Source organism: Evansella cellulosilytica DSM 2522, assembly GCF_000177235.2.
Lineage (GTDB): Bacteria > Bacillota > Bacilli > Bacillales > Salisediminibacteriaceae > Evansella > Evansella cellulosilytica.
In genome coordinates, this window is the sequence record NC_014829.1 from 3,332,425 (window position 1) to 3,350,332 (window position 17,908).

The following is a 17,908-nucleotide window of genomic DNA, read 5'->3' on the forward strand; positions in this document are numbered from 1 at the left end:
AAGCATAGTTTTGTCTAACATGAACACACATACTTTTTATTCTTGTAAAGAAAAAAAGCGATAATATGCTTTATGTATGTAGTTCTTCCCAAACATAATGAGAGGTTGACTCAAAAGGTTGATATCCACCTATTGAGTCAACCTTAGGCAAAGCGTTTGATTCGTTTCAGACGATGAAAAGACCATTAAAAAATTTCCTTATCATTGAACACTCGGTCGGTGATCGGATTTTTTTTCCCCTTAGGTTTGTCCAAGTGCAAATGAAGCTGCCTCAGGTAAAGCTCCATTCCCTTCTATTTCTTCTTGTTTTGCTTCGCTTACGAAGGCTAATCGGAATACTTCCTCTAATGTATCGACAGCGTGAATACGAATACCTTTGAACTCTTGAAGAATAGATTGGAAATTTCCTTTAGGGATTATTACATCCGTAGCTCCAGCTTGAATTGCAGCCTCCACTTTTGCTACAACTCCACCGATCGGCTTAACATGACCGTGTATTCCTAATTCTCCTGTCATTGCAATGGAATGAGCGACTGGAATTTGGTGAATTGCTGAATAAATTGCCGTAGCCATTGAAATACCCGCTGAAGGACCATCTACTGGAATGCCCCCAGGAAAATTCACATGAATATCATAATCAAATGTATTAACCCCCATATTTCTTAAAACCGTTAACACATTTTCAGCGGAGCCTTTTGCCATACTTTTTCTTTTTACTTGCTTCATTTGATTCCCGCTACTTTCCTCTTCTGCAATACCAGTTACGTTAATTGTACCTTTTCCTTTATTTTCGATGACACTTACTTCAATGTCTAATAGAGCACCCATATTCGGGCCAAAAACACCTAAGCCATTAACAAAACCGACCTTATCCTCTTGATGGACTTTCTTTTCTGGTCTTGGTGCTCTTTGACTTGAGTGAATAACCCATTCTACATCTTTTTTTGAAATGAGATCTCTACTTGCACTTGTAGCCATTCCTGCTGCTAGTTGTATAATATTTACCGCTTCACGACCGTTCGTTGCATACTTTGCAGTTAATTCAAGAACGCCTTCTTCCGCGCCTATACCTATACGCTTTAGAGACTTCTCTGCAACTGTACATATTTCTGATGGCTTCAGTGGGCGGAAATAAACTTCCATACAACGAGACCGAATCGCTGGCGGTATTTCTTCCGGCTGTCTTGTAGTAGCACTAATTAGACGGAAATCTGCCGGCAATCCGTTTTTAAAAATATCATGAATATGATCAGGAATTTGGGTGTTTTCTTCACTATAATAAGCACTTTCTAAAAATACTTTTCGATCTTCTAATACTTTTAATAGCTTATTTAATTGAATGGAATGTAGTTCGCCAATTTCATCAATAAAAAGAATTCCACCGTGTGCCTTTGTTACAGCACCTTGCTTCGGTTGCGGTATCCCTGCTTGTCCCATGGCACCAGCACCTTGATATATAGGATCATGTACAGAACCTATTAGTGGATCAGCAATACCTCGTTCATCAAATCTTGCTGTCGCACCATCTAATTCTACAAAAGTTGATTTTTCTTTAAATGGAGATAGCGGATTTCGTTTCGCTTCATTTAATACGAGTCGCGCTGCTGCAGTTTTCCCTACACCAGGTGGACCGTAAATAATGACATGTTGAGGATTAGGACCACATAACGCAGCCTTCAATGAACGAATGCCATCCTCTTGCCCTACAATATCAGAAAAAGATTGTGGCCTAATTTTTTCAGATAAAGGTTGACTTAATCTAATCGAACGCAACTTTCTTAGTTGCTCAAGTTCTTTTTTTGACTCTTTGTCTACAGAAACCTTTTGTGTCCGTTGACTTCTTAACATATTCCAAAAATACAGCCCAATAACGATACCGAAAAATAACTGTATAAAGAAAGCTATTCCTGTCAGATTCATTTTTTTCCCTCCCTGACTAATCTTCTTTGTGAAGTTTAGTATTTCCTTAACATGCAACTATAATCTTTAAAAAACAAGGAGGTAATATTTAACATGAGATTAAATCAAAAGGTCTTTTTTGTATGTAACTTTAATGCTAGTAAGGGTACTGAAAAAGTGATTCTTTAATTTCAGTACCCCGATGGAAGCTTTTCATCATAGCTGGTACATTCGCGTAATGCCTACTATAATTGGACTTCGCGTAGTCGCAGTACAGCGAGGCATTACTGTTCACTCCAGTATGATGGGACTTTGGATTTTATTTTATTGACCTTCATCCGGCTTTAGCAACTCTATTGGAGTTTTAAACATTGTTTCTTAGTCCTTTAGTCTGCTTTAGCAACTATAATGGGATTTTAAACATTGTTTCTTAGCCCTTCAGTCTGCTTTAGCAACTCTATTGGGATTTTAAACATTGTTTCTTAGCCCTTCAGTCTGCTTTAGCAACTCTATTGGGATTTTAAACATTGTTTCTTATACGGCTTTTGCATAAGACGTGTGAATATTAATACACCATTGATGTGTCTTGATAATACTTAAACTCTAGAAGATTATTCGATGGATCAATAAGAAAAAATGTTTCATGTTCCTCTTGTCTACCTTCAAATCTCATCATTGGCTCTTGGAAAAAAGGAAGACATCTTTCCTCCGCCAATGTCAAACACTGATCAAACTCTTCTTTCTTAGTAAAGGTAATGCCAAAATGTCTCGGGTACATTTTTGGCTTAGTGTCAATTTTATCTGGATTCAAATGACATACAACTTGATCACCAAAAAAATTAAAAGTCACACGGTCGTCATAACGACGTGCCAGCTGACAACCTAATTTTTCATAAAAATCTACTGTCTCATCTAAGCTTTTACAAGGTATCGCTAAATGAAAAACTTTATTTTTGTCCCTCACGAATGCTCCCCCAATCAAAATTAACTAAATAAAAAGTATCTGAACGTAAACCTAACCTTAACGTTTCTAATGGAATGGTATCTGAAAACGAAATGTTAGCTAAGTTGACATTTGATCCTACATATTTAATGAATAATGATTGCATTGTTTTATTTGGTGCTTCAAAAATTACATCCTTTATATTGATAGAGGAAGTTAAAATATCCTCCACTATTTTCATTCGTACTTCTCCTGTTGCCTTACACAATCCACTTGTACCACTTTCCCGTGCTTCAGTAATCACCTTTGTAGCACCTGCTTCAAAGTCTTCTTTAATAAATTCTATCCAGTCACTTGAGGTTGTCTCATCCGCTTTGTCTGCATCCTTTTGTCCAACCTCACTAAACACATTGAATTCTTCTGAAAATTCCGAAATAAAGTTTGCTTTTTCTTTATTTGTCAATTCCATCGTTCCGTTAGAGATTTCTATATACTTACAATCAAATTTTTTACAGTACAAATAGTATTGATCTAATTTCCCCTGACTTAAAAACTTTTCAAATAAAGTGCCACCGAAGAAATAATCTATGTTATTCTCTTTTAAGCATTCAATTTTTTCAATCAGTTTCCCTGTGACAATAGACGTTCCCCAGCCAAATTTGATAAAGTCTATAAATTCAGCAGAACTGTTAACCATATCTTTAAAGTATTCGATTGGTAGTCCATTATCGATTAGCACTGTAAGTCCATGCTGTCTCGGCTTCTCATCTCTTAATGGTAAATTCAACCCTGAAATATTCATGTCTTAACCTCTCAATCATAAGTAATTCTATGCAGTTTTATTAATTATAGGTTTATGAGGGTTTTTAATACCTCTCAGCTACTTTTTATGATCATTAAAAGTTTGTAGTTAAACCTCCTCCATTTCATTAATAACTTATCTTCACTATACATATTCACCTATTAATTCGAACGTGACTGACATAAAATATCGACCTGTATATTTATTTAATATATTTTTCCATCAGCTATCTTATTGCGTTCAAAATTACGCGAAAAAAAAGAGGGTACCCGTAAAGGTCACTTTTGCAACCTGATGGGTACCCTCTTACCTTTTATGCACTTTCCTTAGGTTCTTGCTTATCCTTAATTACTTTTCCGTCTGATGTTTCTAACACTGGACGCTTATGTCCTTTTACAGATTCGTCAGTAATGATACATTTAGCTATATCCGTTCTGGAAGGTAAATCATACATGACATCCAACATGATTCCTTCTATGATAGAACGAAGTCCACGTGCCCCAGTTTTTCGCTCAATCGCTTGTTTAGCCACTTCTTTCAATGCGTCATCACTGAATTCTAATTCGACATCATCAAGTTCGAGTAACTTTTTATATTGCTTAACTAACGCGTTTTTAGGCTTTGTAAGAATTTCAACTAAGGCTGCTTCGTCTAACGGCTCAAGGCTAGAGATAACCGGCAAACGACCAATAAACTCAGGAATAAGTCCGTAACGCAGCAGATCCTCTGGTAATATTTTTGATAGGTATTGACCTTCTTTTAAATCTTCACTTGTCGTTTCAGATCCAAAACCAATTACTTTCTTCCCTAAACGACGCTTAATGATTTGCTCGATACCATCAAATGCTCCACCTACAACAAAGAGTACATTTGTTGTATCAATTTGAATGAACTCTTGGTGTGGATGCTTACGTCCACCTTGTGGAGGAACACTTGCAGTTGTACCTTCTAAGATTTTAAGTAGCGCTTGCTGTACACCTTCACCTGATACGTCACGTGTAATAGAAGGATTTTCAGATTTTCTAGCTACTTTATCAATTTCATCAATATAAATGATACCTCGCTCTGCTTTTTCAACATCGTAATCAGCAGCTTGAATTAATTTAAGCAAGATGTTTTCTACATCTTCCCCTACGTAGCCTGCTTCTGTTAACGATGTTGCATCTGCGATTGCGAAAGGAACATTAAGTATTCGCGCTAATGTTTGTGCTAGTAATGTTTTACCACTACCTGTTGGCCCAATTAAACAAATGTTACTTTTCGCAAGTTCTACCTCATCATTTTTCTTCGTAGAGTTAACACGCTTATAATGATTATAAACTGCAACAGACAGTGTTTTCTTTGCCTGATCTTGCCCAATGACGTAATCATTAAGGATTTCTCGGATTTCCTGTGGCTTTGGAATATCTTCCATTTCCACTTCTTCTTCCGTTCCTAATTCCTCCTCAACGATTTCCGTACAAAGCTCAATACACTCATCACATATATAAACACCAGGTCCAGCAACAAGCTTCCTCACTTGATCCTGTGTTTTTCCACAAAACGAACATTTTAACTGTCCCTTTTCTTCGTTGAATTTAAACATACCGTTCACCCCTTACAATAAAATTAAGAAACGCAACAGAGCTTTTATCTAGATTGGTTACTCCAAATAAATCTTCTCTTCATCATTTACATTTTACGTTGCAGTTTCATTTTTTAATCACAACGATGTTCGTATTCAATAGCCATCCTTCAAACTCCAACGTGACAAAAGGATTCGTACGTTCTATAAAGAAAGTATTAACTACATAGATGCATTGTACCATAATAATGAAAGTGACCTGAAATAGAAACCCTTACTTATAAAAGAAGCTAAGTTATATAAAGCTATCCGTACTTTTATGTCTCACAAGGATAAAGCACGACAAGTTACCTGTCAAACAAAGTGATTATGAGAATTTCCAATTTCCATATGGATAATATTCCTAACAGCCGTCTCTTTGTTAACAAACATCCGTTGTTTTTTTAAGACTTATTCTATCGTATCAATATTAGGCTTATTTTATTACCATACAACAAAGAGTTTTAAATTCCCTTTAAATAATAAAAAAGAAAATTCTCCATTATTCGCAAATTTTACTGTTATGTATAAGGCAAGGCATGAAATATTCATGCCTTGCCTTTGTCCTTCGTTAACCGAAAGCTCAAATAAGAGGATATAATGTCGAATTATTCACTTTTGTCAGTTAAAATCCCTTTACAGAATCCCTCTTATTTTTACCTAAATGGTTAATTACTCAACTTCTTTACTATTTTCTACTAAAAGGTCAATTGCTTTTCTTACTTTTAGATCACCTTTTAGCGTATTTACGCCACCTTGCATAGCAAGGATTTGCTTAATTTCATCTGCAGAACGCTTATATGTCTCTGCCATTTCTCCAATTTCTTTGTCCACATCTTCGTCTGAAACTTCTACATTCTCTGCTTCAGCAATCGCTTCTAGAGTTAAGTTTGCACGCACTCTTTTTTCTGCATCATCGTGGAATTGTGCCTTCATGCCTTCCTCATCAGTTTGTGAGAATTGATAGTACATATCTAAAGACATACCTTGAGCTTGTAGACGTTGTCCAAATTCTTGAAGCATGCGGTCCGTTTCTGTTGTAATCATTGCTTCAGGAACATCGATCTCTGCATTTTCTGTTGCTTTTTGGACTAACTCATCTCTAGTAGTTGCTTCTGCTTGTTGCTTTTTAGAAGTTTCCATTTTTTCACGAAGATCTTTTTTCAAATCTTCTAACGTTTCCACGTCTTCATTTACATCTTTAGCGAATTCATCATCAAGTTCCGGTAGCTCTTTACGCTTAATATCGTGAACCTTTACTTTGAATGTCGCTGGCTTACCAGCAAGCTCCTCTGAATGATACTCTGCAGGAAACTCAACATTTACTTCTTTTTCTTCTCCAGTTTTCACACCAACTAGCTGGTCTTCAAAGCCAGGAATAAATTGACCCGAGCCGATTTCAAGTGAATAATTATCGGCTTGACCACCTTCAAATGGCTCTCCATCAACAAATCCTTCAAAGTCCATTACTACTGTATCACCAGTTTGAACTTCTCCATCCTCGATTGCTACTAAGTCAGCATGACGCTCTTGAAGTTGTTTTAGTTCTGCATCAATATCTTCATCTGTAACTTCTGATTCTTGTGCTTGAACTTCTAGACCTTTATATTCGCCTAGCTTTACTTCTGGTTTTACTGTAACGGTCGCTTTAAAAACAAGATTTTGACCTTGTTCCATTGTTTCGATATCAATATCTGGACGATCTACTGGTTCAATCCCAGACTCTTCGATTGCTTCTGAATAAGCTTGTGGTAATAAAATATCTAATGCATCTTGGTATAGCGATTCCACTCCAAAACGTTGCTCAAACATTTTACGTGGAATTTTCCCTTTACGGAATCCTGGTACGTTTACCTTTTTTACAACTTTTTTAAATGCTTCATCTAAAGCTGTATCAACGCGACTACTGTCAACTTCCACAGTAAGTACGCCGGAGTTACCTTCTAATTTTTCCCATTTTGCAGTCATGTATACTTTCCCTCCAACATTTTAAAGAAATATTACTGATAATCTGACAAATTAAACAACCCTTTTATTATATACTACTAAACAGAACGATTTCAATCATTTTCATTGTTATGTATGTTTACTATTTAAATCGAATATATTGAGCTCTATTTTTTTCATATGTTCTACAGCTTGATAAACGTCCTGTTCTCTAACTCGATAGCTACTAACTACATCTTTCACCTCCTGCTGTCCACCCATTAATTCTAGCCCAAGAACATGGAGTGCTGCTGCCCATAAATTCCCTATAGGTGGTGACGGTGACTTCGGATAAAGTGCAAATAAGTAGTGCCACCACATTTGTTGTACCATCTCAAATAAGGAAGGACTTTCTTGACCCAAGTTTTTCTCAAGCTCTTTTAAAACGAGTGTTCCGAATTCTTCTTGAAAAACATCTTCTAATTCTTCTATGTTTACAATAAAAGTTTCACCAAATTTATGTACTTCAATCGAATCTTGTATGTTTAATTCCTTTAGCATTTGTAATAAGTAGCTTTTAAGTACCGGATTGTTTTGCTCCCCTTTTAAGAAAGTTCTATAAGCATGCTGGACAACTTCCGAATCCATTTGACTTAGCTTTTGCAAAGCCCCCCACTGCTGCTCAGGTTCGCCTTGTTCTAATAAGTATAACCAATCAGAAACATCTTTTTTTGTTATGTCTTCAATATTTTCGTCATGGATTTCTTCATTTAAACTTTCAACTGGTGGTGAGATCATTTGCCTTGAGAATTCTAATAGCTGATAAAACGATTCTGCCATTTTGGGAGGTAGTTTTTCTTCCGACATAACTCCTTCCAATAAGCTTTCCACCTTTTGATAATCTCCGAGTTGGACTAACAATGACACATACACTTGCAGTACTTCATAATATTGTCCAATTCCTTCATGGAGCATTGATTCACAATGATCTTTCGCTTCATCTAGTCTTTCTAACTCAATGTTTGTAATGACTAAGCCATATCTCGCCTGTGGATGTTCAGACTCAAGTTCTGTTGATTGTTCAAAATACTTTAAAGCATCATAATATTTTTTTTCTTTCAATGATGCCATCCCTTTTTCAACAAGCCTAGTCACAAGACCAGGAAAAAGGATAACATTATTCTCATGACTATCGACTTGTTTCCCCATAGTATTACCACCTTTGTCCTCATTTCAAGGTCTAATTAGATGAACAGATAAAACTTAGTTTTTTGAATTCAATTTAACAAAACGAAACATTCGAGGCATAATTTAATTATTTATTACTTTTATTCAGTTTACCAATTCAAATAATGAAAAACAAATAGTTATCTCTGAAATAGACAGGTAATATGATCTCCCGAAGAGTATGTCCTTTTGAAAGAAGATAAAAATTAAAATTACTAAGTTTTTAATGATAAGTATTTGTTAATGATGTTAGTACACATCTGAAGGGGTGATGTACATATGACAACTTTTTTCTTATTAGCATCATTCATTTACGCAATTGCTAGAAAAAAAATAACATTAACACCTGTAAAAAAGGAAGTACCACCATTATCAAAGAGCACACGTGCTATTTATGATTATATTACAGGAAAGGGATACTATGTCAGTTGTTCATTGAAGTATGGTTTATTAACAATCCCTTTATGTTTAAGACCATTCAAGATAGCCTTATTAAAAAGAAGTACTTTTTCAAAAATAAAAAAGTGGTATTTATCCTTATTAGGTTGGAAGGTGTTTGTTGTTGCATTTGAAGATTATGAAAAAGATGAGGAATTAAAAAGATTATTACAAATAGTAGAAAGGAGAAAAAGTTTCTTTAAAAGTGACCATTATAAACAAACCCCGTAAATTTCCTTTGCATAGCGGGTAGTTATAAAGAGCTGGCTGTCCCAAAAGCTATTATATTTTCTAACAATGCTCGATTCGCCGCGTGCCTACTATAAGAAATCCACTTATAATGGGCTTTAAGAGATTGCGGCGGCACCGCACATTGCATAGAGGATGACTCATAAGGCAAAATTCGACTTTTGAGTCATCCTCTTGAATTTTCCAGACATCATTCAGAAGGTCTATTAGGACCGTCTAACTTTTTGTCACCATAACCAGGTGCATTTTCTCGCTCTGTACGCTTGTTTGATTGGCGTCCTCTTTCGATAGCTTTATTTTTCGTATTTTTTTCATGCATGTCTGCCATTCTAAACCCTCCATTTTATGTAGATCAAATTTGATTACGTTTTTACTATTCCATAGGAATTAAAAAATATGTACATCTTTCATATGAAATGATTAGTACTAAACACACTACTCTTGCTCTATTTGTTCTTAAAAATTCTGACACCGGAAGATTTTTCTTATATATCTATATGCTTTGAATTATTCTATCGGTACTTACTCTTCTTCATGTCTTTCCTATCTGCTCTGAGAAGCGTGCTATCGGCACTTGATCTACTTTCGTTCTCTACTATCTGTTCTGAGAAATGTGAACGGTATTAAGATTTCAACAAAAAAAAGAAAGCAATAATACCACTTCTTTGTGAAGAAGTGGTATTAACTAATTTACTAAGAAATAAAACTTTTCTTTTATTAACATTTTAAGTACTACTATAAGTTTTCAAAACAACAATTAATCTGCAGTATTATCCTTAATTATTATCATTTAGAATTTCACTAATTATCTCCGCTAAGTATTCAGCAGACTGCTTAACTTCCTCTAACGTGTTATATACGCCACCAATATCAATAAGGATAGATTTATCATGTAAATCTTGATTATAATTGCGATCAGTAGAAGCTAGTAAAAGGACTCCTCTTGATAGTTCAGGATAACGTTCCTCAAGAAGTTCATGGAGTTGTTTAGCAAACTCTGCATTTTTTTCATAGTTGAAATGATTTTCACTAACTATAAAACCTATTTTTGCAACTTCCTCATCATTAATTGTGGTAGTTGTTATATTACGTGGGAGACTATCACGATGAATATCTAATAACATTTTTATACTGTGATGATTATTTAAAACAGTGTTTATATTTTCCCTAGCTACATTATAGGATTCAGTATATTCAAGATTTTGTTCTTCAAGCATTTTCGTGTAATCTGTATCATCCCATAATACTGGAATACCTTTACTTTCTAATGTTTCCCCTAAATGTTTTCCTAATAAAGTAACATTAACTGTTTTATCATAAGCTGTGGCAAGGGCGTTATCATCCTTCCAATCTAATTCTGGAAAAAACGATTCGTGTGTGTGGGTATGGTAAATATACACTAATGGCTCTTCAGTATTTGTTAACGTCTGTTGTTCTTCAAATACATTGTCACTACTTATAACTAATAAAAAGAAAACAATACTAGCAACTATCGTCACTATACCAGGTACAAGTAATTTGTTTTTGTTTTTTCGTGTAAAGCGGTGAACTAGGTTTTCTTCTAACTCTTTTTCAAAACCTTTTCGAATTAAAATAGAATCTTTATTTCTTCTTAAACTATCTATTATATCTTTATCATCTTTACTTCCCATTATTAAGCCACCCTTCTCCTTTAGAATCTCCTTCTGTAACCATCTTTTGTCTAAGTAGCTTCAGTGCCCTATGATAAGAAACTTTAATATTTGTTTCTGAACAATTTAAGATTGTAGCGGTTTCTTTTATGGAAAACTCATTTATCCCTCTAAGAATAACGATCATTCTATAACTAGGTTTTAATTCCTGTAAATAGTTATAGACCTTTGATATAGATTCCTTATGTTCCACAATCTCTTCTGTAGATTTGTTATTTGATGGAACAAAATTTAAGAATAAATCCCCTAAAATCATTCTCCTTTTTATTTTACGATAATGGTCAACCGCAACATTTCTCGCAATAGAAAATATAAATGTTTTTAATTCTGATTCTCCTTTAAACTTAGAAATAGATTTAAATAACCTAATAAAAACTTCTTGAGTTAAATCTTCGGCTTCATCATGATTATTTGTAAATGAAACAATAAAATGGTAAACCTCTTTAAAATATTGCCGATAGATTAGACGAATTTCTTCCTCTGTATTTATTTGTTCGTTCAAATTTTCCCCTCCCTTAAATTCAATTTCTAATTAGTCGTACCAGCTAGGAAAAGGTTACAATGTTTTTTTACATTTAACTGATATTAATTAACACTACACTCTCAATCAATACCCATTTTTTATATTAATACAAAATTATCAATACTCTTATTGTAATTGTATATTAGGTTCGGACGCTATATAAGGACAAGCTGTAGCTGAGGATGTACTCTCACAATATGCTAATAATTCATTTACAATTTAACTGTAAATTACCCCCTACTAACTAAATAAAGCTAAAGACACTCACCGTGATAAGTGAGTGCCTACATAATCTCTTATTTACTTTTCCACTTTCCATATCTCTCTATATAATGTAGCTTTAAAAACTTGTGTCATTCCTCTATTTCCTTTACTGTGAAGTGTTCAGTGTCATATAGCTTCAAAGCCTTCTCAATTTCCTTTTAGGTCTTCCACCACTTCTCCCTCTTGCCCTATATTGTTTTCCAAAACTTAACTTCAATCCACCAATTATCAAAGCAAAGTGATAAGAAGGCTTTTAAACATTTTAATCGTGTAAGTTTAGTTTGGTTACTTCCATTCACGCTATATTTTTTCTGAATTAATATCAGATACATAAGCAATTTGTATTAGTATTATAAAATGTTTTACATGATGTATAATCATTTATAGTTCGACTTCTATTCCCACTCACTTTCATTTGCCTAGTAATAACTTCTAAAGCCTTTGGAATAGTAATTGAATCATTTAATACTTTTTGTAAGATTCCGCCTTCAGTGGCAACGTTATAGCGTGGAGCGGGTATTTCTCCAATTATCTTTCTTATGTCCACATCAACATCTAAAATACCTTTTCTTTTCGTCATACAAAAAACCTCCTATACCGAAAGTGTATAAGTCGATATACGGTGTAATTTCTTACATGACCGTTATACTGACCGTTTCACTAAATGATATAGAAGGCTTATATGATGCTATTTATTCATTATGTAAATGGCGTCCCAGGAGAGATTCGAACTCCCGACCGACGGCTTAGAAGGCCGTTGCTCTATCCAGCTGAGCTACTGGGACATGGAGCGGGTGATGAGAATCGAACTCACGACATCAGCTTGGAAGGCTGAGGTTTTACCACTAAACTACACCCGCATATTTTTTTATTCTGTTTTTTTTAATCCGCCTTACAGTCTCTTCCTCTACTTGCTTTTGCTTCGATGCGTATCCGTCGAGACAACTCGTAGATCATTCGACGATGTAAACGCTCGTGGCTGAGGTTTTACCACTAAACTACACCCGCATATTTTTTATTCTGTTTTTTTTAATCCGCCTTACATGTCTCTTCCTCTACTTGCTTTTGCTTCGATGCGTATCCGTCGAGACAACTCGTAGATCATTCGACGATGTAAACGCTCGTGGCTGAGGTTTTACCACTAAACTACATCCGCATATTTTTTATTCTGTTTTTTTAATCCGCCTTACATGTTTCTTCCTCTACTTGCTTTTGCTTCAAAGTTATCTCTTTTTTCTGTGAATGAGGATCGTATTAAATCAGCGACATATATTAATATATACAATCCTCATTCAAATGTCAACCTTATTTCAAAAAAGTTTTATTTAATTTTTCCTGAGGCATCCCATCTACAGAATAGTAGTTCACAGAAGTGCCTTCATCACTCGTTTCAACTATCACGTATGTACCTAAGGGGTACTGTCTCGGTAGCCTTATGCTACCAGGATTTATAATTATAACACCATTTTGCTCAAATGCAACTGGTATATGCGTATGCCCAAAGCATACAATATTTGCACCTGTTTCTTGGCTTTTATAAATGAGATTCATCTCATTCATTTTTACATTGAGCAAGTGTCCATGTGCAACGAATACTTTCGTCCCTTGAACATCGATCGTTAGTTCTTCAGGGAAGTCTCCTCCGAAGTCACAGTTCCCTTTCACTATATGAACGTTCTTTAATAATGGAGAGCTTTTTGAAAGCTCCGAATCTCCACAATGAATGATTGCATCTACTTTTTTTTCATGACGATCAATCACTGCTTGCATTTCTTGCTCCCAGCCATGGCTATCACTCATAATTAGTGCACGCATGTTATTCACCTTCAAACAAATTAATTATATTAATATAGATAATTGCAACCTTATAACGACCACTTATCCCACTGTTGCTGCAGTAGAAGCATTGCATTCGCACGATGACTTAGTTTGTTTTTTTCTTCTCTACTAAGTTCGGCCATCGTTTTTTTCAGATGTGGTAAATAGAAAACCGGATCATAACCGAAACCAGAATTCCCACGGGGGGCCGTTGCAATAATTCCTTTACATGTACCTCTAATCGTTCTTGTCTCTTGGCCGGGTATATAAACGGCAATAACACAAACAAATTGAGCTGTTCTATTGTTATCTGATATTCCTTCTAGCTCTTTTAAAAGCTTTGCATTGTTTGCAGCATCATTTTTTTCTTGACCAGCATATCTTGCTGAATATACTCCCGGTCTACCGTCTAATGCATCTACCTCTAACCCAGAGTCATCTGATATCACGATTTGTCCTATTTTTTTACCGATTGTTTCTGCTTTTTTTATTGCGTTGTCCTCGAATGTATCCCCATCTTCAAGAACGTCAATATCTTCTTCAAGATCTAATAATGATTTAACCTCGATTCCCCTTTCTTGAAAAAATGCAGTAAACTCCTTCACTTTCCCTTCATTTTTTGTAGCAACAAACAAGCTCGTACTCATTTATTTCTCCCCTTCTACTAATAGATGAGGCGTTTGTATATAGTCAGAAATAGGACCGAGTGCTTCTTTTTGGTGGAGGAACAACTCGTTAATGCCTAACTCAGCTAAATCAAGCATTTCATTTAATTGCTTACGTGAAAATGTTGCCTCTTCCCCTGTACCTTGAATTTCTACAAATTCACTATTTCCTGTCATAATAATATTCATATCAACATTCGCCTTTGAATCCTCTATGTAATCTAAATCAAGTATCGCTATATTCCCTTCATTTACACCAACTGATATTGCTGCTAAAAAATGTTTTATAGGAAACTTTTTAATTTGCTTAGCTTCCTTTAATTTATGTAGAGCTAAAGCCATGGCAACAAATGCCCCCGTTACAGACGCCGTACGCGTACCGCCATCCGCTTGTATGACATCACAGTCAATCCAAATTGTTCTCTCACCGATTGCATCGAGATCTACTACTGACCGTAGTGCTCTACCGATAAGACGCTGAATTTCCATCGTTCTCCCACTTAATTTCCCTTTTGCTGACTCTCGAATATTTCTTTGCTCTGTCGCACGTGGAAGCATAGAGTATTCTGCTGTAATCCAGCCTTTTCCTTGCCCTCTCATAAAAGGAGGAACTCTATCTTCAATGCTTGCGGCACAAATAACTTTCGTTTCTCCGAAAGAGATTAAAACCGAACCTTCAGGGTGTTTTATGTAATGAGGAATAATGTCAACTTTTCTAATATCATCTGTTTTACGACCGTCGTGGCGCATCGTATCACTCCTTTTTTATAAATCGTAGTTCACGAAATTCATATTGTCATACCTATGCTATTTTAACCTAAAAAAGCATAGAACTAACGCTCCAATCCCGTTTTCTTATGAAAAACGTTATAACAGATTCACAAAAGCTGTTATTATTGTCTTTCCCAAAAAATAAAGGTAGCTTTTTTGCTACCTCTTTTATAGTAATCGTTTATTCTCTCTTTTTCAAATAAAGCTAAAAATAAATCACATAGGGAAAAATTTATCACTATTTTTGTTTAAAACGGTGGAATCCCGCACCTCTAAAAACTAGTTAGTCTATTAAATTTCACTGCTAATTTTATACTTACTTTTTGAGAAATTGAATAGGGTGACCCAATTGTTTTTCATCATTTGAGTCACCCTTTATAGATTATTACGAGTCTTTATTTATTTCTTTAATATTCTCCAGTATTGACCATATTCGGTCTTGCAACTGGTTCAGTAAGCGTCTCACCAGAGTTTACTTCGATTGATGATTCTGAATCGACTTGAAGTGAGACATTTTCAACAGTCGGTTGTTCCGTTAGTGAATAAACAATCATATTCAATACATACTCTGAAAGGGCTGTTCCTTCAGACATATTTAAAAGTGCCTCGTTGAAATTTAGTGTAAGCGTGCCGTTCGCAAGCTGAGGAGCATCTAACAGCTCAACACCATTAGAAAATTCAGTTAAAAGCGGTGACATCATTCCTGGACCTTTTATTAACTCTCCTACCACTGCTTCGTATAAATCGTCGTCTTGATTTACTCGACGAGTTACAGGCACATAGTATGTTTGATCATCTGTTTGAGATAAGAAATAAAGAACAACTGATTTTGTATTGACTAAGTCTGCTTGATCACTCATCTCTAGGTTAATACCATGATTCCTTGTATAACCGGAAGAAGATATCGGAGTACCATTTTGAGGCATCATAGATAATTCTTCTCCATCTAATTGCAGCTTCAAGCTATCAACACCGTCTAGCTGTGTCACAGTCCAAGTGAGCGCTTGTAATATTTGCATTTCCTGTTGTGGATGATATTCAGTAAATTGCTCAGAAAGATTTAATGTAGCTGTTCCTTGTTGTACCTCTGCATTTAATATTTCTGTACCTGATGGGAGTACAGCTTGAAATCCATTTGGCAATAATTCAGTAACCGGACCACCTTGAACTAAGTATTGTACAATCCCCTCTAATTCACTATCTCCCCTAGGAAGATTTACACTTTGAGGAGCAACTAAGCCATTGCTATCCACTAAGTACAATTCTCTCATAACAGTTTCACTGACAGTTCCACCTTTTTCTTCGGCCTCGTCAGCAACCCCGTCTCCATCCATGTCTGTAGTACTAGAGGATTGATCACCATCTTCCTCTACCACTAGATCAACTTCAAGTCCTTCCTCTTCATCCACAAAGTTTATTTGTTGTGGAGGATCGATCTCTTGTAAAACATCATCAACTGGATCCGAACCACAAGCTGTGAGTGTAACAGCAGCCGCAACGATTAGCAACCACCCTGATTTTAATTTTAGGCGACGCATACTATTCCCTCCTTGACAGTTTGTACTAACATATATACGAGCTTATCTAAAATTTAGACCAATATAATTGAACAACCTTAAAAAATCTTTTTAACTCAAAAAAGGCTGCACTTTACGTGCAGCCTTTTTTCAAACCGTTAACTATACTATTTATTTTTTATTAAGTTTTATAAAAAAACTATTTTTAGGCTTTTCATGAAGATGAATTTTTTGTACATCTATATCTTCCATCAGCAACCACTGTTTAGCTATTTGCTCAAACATATCACTCGATCCTGTAGAATAAAAGGCATGTTTCGGAATACGTTCTTCTTTAAAAAGGAGCTCTTGATGATATAATAATGCACTTACCTCTCTTGCAGTTTCATCCCCTGAACAAATGATCTCTACTTTTTCACCAGCTATTTCTCTAATAACAGGTGCTAGTAATGGATAATGGGTACATCCAAGAATTAAGCTGTCAATCCTCGTACTTAAGATTGGTGCTAACGATTCTTTAACAATCTCACTCGCCTCATCACTAGAAAATAACCCTCTCTCGACAAGAGGAACTAAGTTTGGACATGCCAAACTCTCCACTTTCACTTCGTGATTAATCATCGTCAGCTCACGCTCGTACGCTCCACTATTAATCGTACCTTCTGTACCAATTACACCTACATGGTCCGTTTTAGTTACCTTCAACGCAGCAATTGTCCCTGGGTGAATGACACCAACAACAGGAATTGGCAATTGTTGTTTCGCTTCTTCTAACACAACAGCTGTAGCAGTGTTACATGCGATCACTAGCATCTTTATATCTTTTAATAGTAGATAATCAATCATTTCCCATGTATATTTACGCACTTCAGACTCTGGTCTAGGCCCATACGGACAACGTGCAGTATCACCAATATAGATGATTTCTTCCTTCGGTAGTTGACGGATTAATTCAGACACTACAGTAAGACCACCTACACCTGAATCAATCACTCCTATTGGTCTATCCAATGGTATACTTCCTCTTTCCATTATATATATTTACTCTGACTTCCATGTTTCGGAGTCACGTTTCATTTCATCGTTCAAGAAACTCAAGCTTTTCTCAAGGAAATCAATTTCCTCTTTGGAAAAGTTTTCTAATATTCCTTGTAAATATGTTTGTCGCTGATGAATCACTTCCCGAATGATTGTAGCACCTTTATCTAAAAGGTGAATTCTAACAACACGACGGTCTTTCGTATCTTTCACTCGCTCTACTAATTCGTTTTTTTCCATACGATCCACTAAATCAGTCGTAGTACTGCAAGCTAAATACATTTTAGAAGATAATTCTCCTATCGTCATGTCACCTTTTTCATTTAACCACTGTAGAGCAACAAACTGCGGAGGGGTGATTGGGAATTCATTTAAAATCTCTCTCCCTTTTTGTTTAACTATATCCGCAATTCTTCGTAATGACTTTTCAATATGCGCTACTTGATCTATTTGTACTGTCATCCATATTCCCTCCTTTCGAAAAACGAAACACCATATAAACTTATTTTCGTTGTTTTCATCAATAATTTCAAG

The 17,908-nt window shown here is 35.5% G+C and carries 17 protein-coding genes and 2 tRNA genes; 1 reads left to right on the forward strand and 18 read right to left on the reverse strand.

Annotated elements, in window-relative coordinates:
• Nucleotides 1-240: 240 nt before the first annotated feature.
• The 6 genes from lonB to BCELL_RS15485 form a co-directional block, all read right to left on the reverse strand.
• Nucleotides 241-1,920, reverse strand: coding sequence for an ATP-dependent protease LonB (gene lonB, locus BCELL_RS15460; protein WP_013489708.1), 1,680 nt, complete (start codon nucleotides 1,918-1,920; stop codon nucleotides 241-243).
• A gap of 544 nt (nucleotides 1,921-2,464) precedes the next feature.
• On the reverse strand, nucleotides 2,465-2,863 hold the full coding sequence (locus BCELL_RS15465; protein WP_013489709.1) for a VOC family protein: 399 nt from the start codon (nucleotides 2,861-2,863) through the stop codon (nucleotides 2,465-2,467).
• Nucleotides 2,847-3,644, reverse strand: coding sequence for a phosphosulfolactate synthase (locus tag BCELL_RS15470; protein WP_013489710.1), 798 nt, complete (start codon nucleotides 3,642-3,644; stop codon nucleotides 2,847-2,849). Before BCELL_RS15470 ends, BCELL_RS15465 begins: the two co-directional genes overlap by 17 nt.
• 313 nt (nucleotides 3,645-3,957) lie before the next feature.
• Nucleotides 3,958-5,229 (reverse strand): ATP-dependent protease ATP-binding subunit ClpX, encoded by a 1,272-nt coding sequence (gene clpX, locus BCELL_RS15475; RefSeq protein ID WP_013489711.1) that lies wholly within the window; start codon nucleotides 5,227-5,229, stop codon nucleotides 3,958-3,960.
• Nucleotides 5,230-5,919: 690 nt separating this feature from the next.
• Nucleotides 5,920-7,215, reverse strand: a complete 1,296-nt coding sequence (gene tig / locus BCELL_RS15480) for a trigger factor (protein ID WP_013489712.1) — start codon at nucleotides 7,213-7,215, stop codon at nucleotides 5,920-5,922.
• Nucleotides 7,216-7,323: 108 nt separating this feature from the next.
• Nucleotides 7,324-8,382 carry a tetratricopeptide repeat protein gene (locus tag BCELL_RS15485; RefSeq protein WP_013489713.1) on the reverse strand — a complete coding sequence of 353 codons (1,059 nt, stop codon included), beginning with the start codon at nucleotides 8,380-8,382 and terminating at the stop codon, nucleotides 7,324-7,326.
• Nucleotides 8,383-8,679: 297 nt separating this feature from the next.
• Here BCELL_RS15485 and BCELL_RS15490 point away from each other — a divergent pair, with 297 nt between their 5' ends.
• The gene (locus BCELL_RS15490; RefSeq protein ID WP_013489714.1) at nucleotides 8,680-9,069 is read left to right on the forward strand and encodes a hypothetical protein; all 390 of its coding nucleotides are present in this window, start codon (nucleotides 8,680-8,682) and stop codon (nucleotides 9,067-9,069) included.
• A 208-nt stretch (nucleotides 9,070-9,277) separates the two neighbouring features.
• Here BCELL_RS15490 and BCELL_RS22670 read toward each other — a convergent pair whose 3' ends face one another.
• From BCELL_RS22670 to BCELL_RS15545, 12 genes are all read right to left on the reverse strand, one after another.
• Nucleotides 9,278-9,415, reverse strand: coding sequence for a hypothetical protein (locus BCELL_RS22670; protein WP_013489715.1), 138 nt, complete (start codon nucleotides 9,413-9,415; stop codon nucleotides 9,278-9,280).
• Between the two features lie 448 nt (nucleotides 9,416-9,863).
• The gene (spoIIP, locus tag BCELL_RS15495) at nucleotides 9,864-10,739 is read right to left on the reverse strand and encodes a stage II sporulation protein P (protein WP_013489716.1); all 876 of its coding nucleotides are present in this window, start codon (nucleotides 10,737-10,739) and stop codon (nucleotides 9,864-9,866) included.
• Nucleotides 10,729-11,280: an RNA polymerase sigma factor gene (locus tag BCELL_RS15500; RefSeq protein WP_013489717.1), complete on the reverse strand. Its 552-nt coding sequence runs from the start codon at nucleotides 11,278-11,280 to the stop codon at nucleotides 10,729-10,731. The genes spoIIP and BCELL_RS15500 overlap by 11 nt, the downstream gene beginning before the upstream one ends.
• A gap of 607 nt (nucleotides 11,281-11,887) precedes the next feature.
• Complete coding sequence (locus BCELL_RS21740; protein WP_049786653.1) at nucleotides 11,888-12,145, reverse strand: hypothetical protein; 258 nt, start codon at nucleotides 12,143-12,145, stop codon at nucleotides 11,888-11,890.
• A gap of 128 nt (nucleotides 12,146-12,273) precedes the next feature.
• Nucleotides 12,274-12,350, reverse strand: a tRNA-Arg gene (locus tag BCELL_RS15510).
• Nucleotide 12,351: 1 nt separating this feature from the next.
• Nucleotides 12,352-12,425, reverse strand: a tRNA-Gly gene (locus tag BCELL_RS15515).
• A gap of 445 nt (nucleotides 12,426-12,870) precedes the next feature.
• A complete protein-coding gene (locus tag BCELL_RS15520; protein ID WP_013489718.1) occupies nucleotides 12,871-13,380 on the reverse strand; it encodes a metallophosphoesterase family protein in 510 nt (169 codons plus the stop codon).
• A gap of 50 nt (nucleotides 13,381-13,430) precedes the next feature.
• The gene (locus BCELL_RS15525) at nucleotides 13,431-14,030 is read right to left on the reverse strand and encodes an XTP/dITP diphosphatase (protein WP_013489719.1); all 600 of its coding nucleotides are present in this window, start codon (nucleotides 14,028-14,030) and stop codon (nucleotides 13,431-13,433) included.
• Entirely contained in the window at nucleotides 14,031-14,798 is a 768-nt protein-coding gene (rph, locus tag BCELL_RS15530) for a ribonuclease PH (protein ID WP_013489720.1), read from the reverse strand.
• Between the two features lie 428 nt (nucleotides 14,799-15,226).
• The gene (locus BCELL_RS15535; protein ID WP_013489721.1) at nucleotides 15,227-16,357 is read right to left on the reverse strand and encodes a GerMN domain-containing protein; all 1,131 of its coding nucleotides are present in this window, start codon (nucleotides 16,355-16,357) and stop codon (nucleotides 15,227-15,229) included.
• 150 nt (nucleotides 16,358-16,507) lie between these two features.
• Nucleotides 16,508-17,347: a glutamate racemase gene (gene racE / locus BCELL_RS15540; protein ID WP_013489722.1), complete on the reverse strand. Its 840-nt coding sequence runs from the start codon at nucleotides 17,345-17,347 to the stop codon at nucleotides 16,508-16,510.
• 30 nt (nucleotides 17,348-17,377) lie between these two features.
• Entirely contained in the window at nucleotides 17,378-17,836 is a 459-nt protein-coding gene (locus BCELL_RS15545; RefSeq protein ID WP_013489723.1) for a MarR family winged helix-turn-helix transcriptional regulator, read from the reverse strand.
• Nucleotides 17,837-17,908: the final 72 nt, after the last annotated feature.

Coding starts and splice junctions, on each gene's coding strand:
- lonB (WP_013489708.1), bottom strand. CDS start 1,920: ATGAATCTGACAGGAATAGCTTTCTTTATACAGTTATTTTTCGGTATC.
- BCELL_RS15470 (WP_013489710.1), bottom strand. CDS start 3,644: ATGAATATTTCAGGGTTGAATTTACCATTAAGAGATGAGAAGCCGAGA.
- clpX (WP_013489711.1), bottom strand. CDS start 5,229: ATGTTTAAATTCAACGAAGAAAAGGGACAGTTAAAATGTTCGTTTTGT.
- tig (WP_013489712.1), bottom strand. CDS start 7,215: ATGACTGCAAAATGGGAAAAATTAGAAGGTAACTCCGGCGTACTTACT.
- BCELL_RS15485 (WP_013489713.1), bottom strand. CDS start 8,382: ATGGGGAAACAAGTCGATAGTCATGAGAATAATGTTATCCTTTTTCCT.
- BCELL_RS15490 (WP_013489714.1), top strand. CDS start 8,680: ATGACAACTTTTTTCTTATTAGCATCATTCATTTACGCAATTGCTAGA.
- BCELL_RS22670 (WP_013489715.1), bottom strand. CDS start 9,415: ATGGCAGACATGCATGAAAAAAATACGAAAAATAAAGCTATCGAAAGA.
- spoIIP (WP_013489716.1), bottom strand. CDS start 10,739: ATGGGAAGTAAAGATGATAAAGATATAATAGATAGTTTAAGAAGAAAT.
- BCELL_RS21740 (WP_049786653.1), bottom strand. CDS start 12,145: ATGACGAAAAGAAAAGGTATTTTAGATGTTGATGTGGACATAAGAAAG.
- BCELL_RS15520 (WP_013489718.1), bottom strand. CDS start 13,380: ATGCGTGCACTAATTATGAGTGATAGCCATGGCTGGGAGCAAGAAATG.
- BCELL_RS15525 (WP_013489719.1), bottom strand. CDS start 14,030: ATGAGTACGAGCTTGTTTGTTGCTACAAAAAATGAAGGGAAAGTGAAG.
- rph (WP_013489720.1), bottom strand. CDS start 14,798: ATGCGCCACGACGGTCGTAAAACAGATGATATTAGAAAAGTTGACATT.
- BCELL_RS15535 (WP_013489721.1), bottom strand. CDS start 16,357: ATGCGTCGCCTAAAATTAAAATCAGGGTGGTTGCTAATCGTTGCGGCT.
- BCELL_RS15545 (WP_013489723.1), bottom strand. CDS start 17,836: ATGACAGTACAAATAGATCAAGTAGCGCATATTGAAAAGTCATTACGA.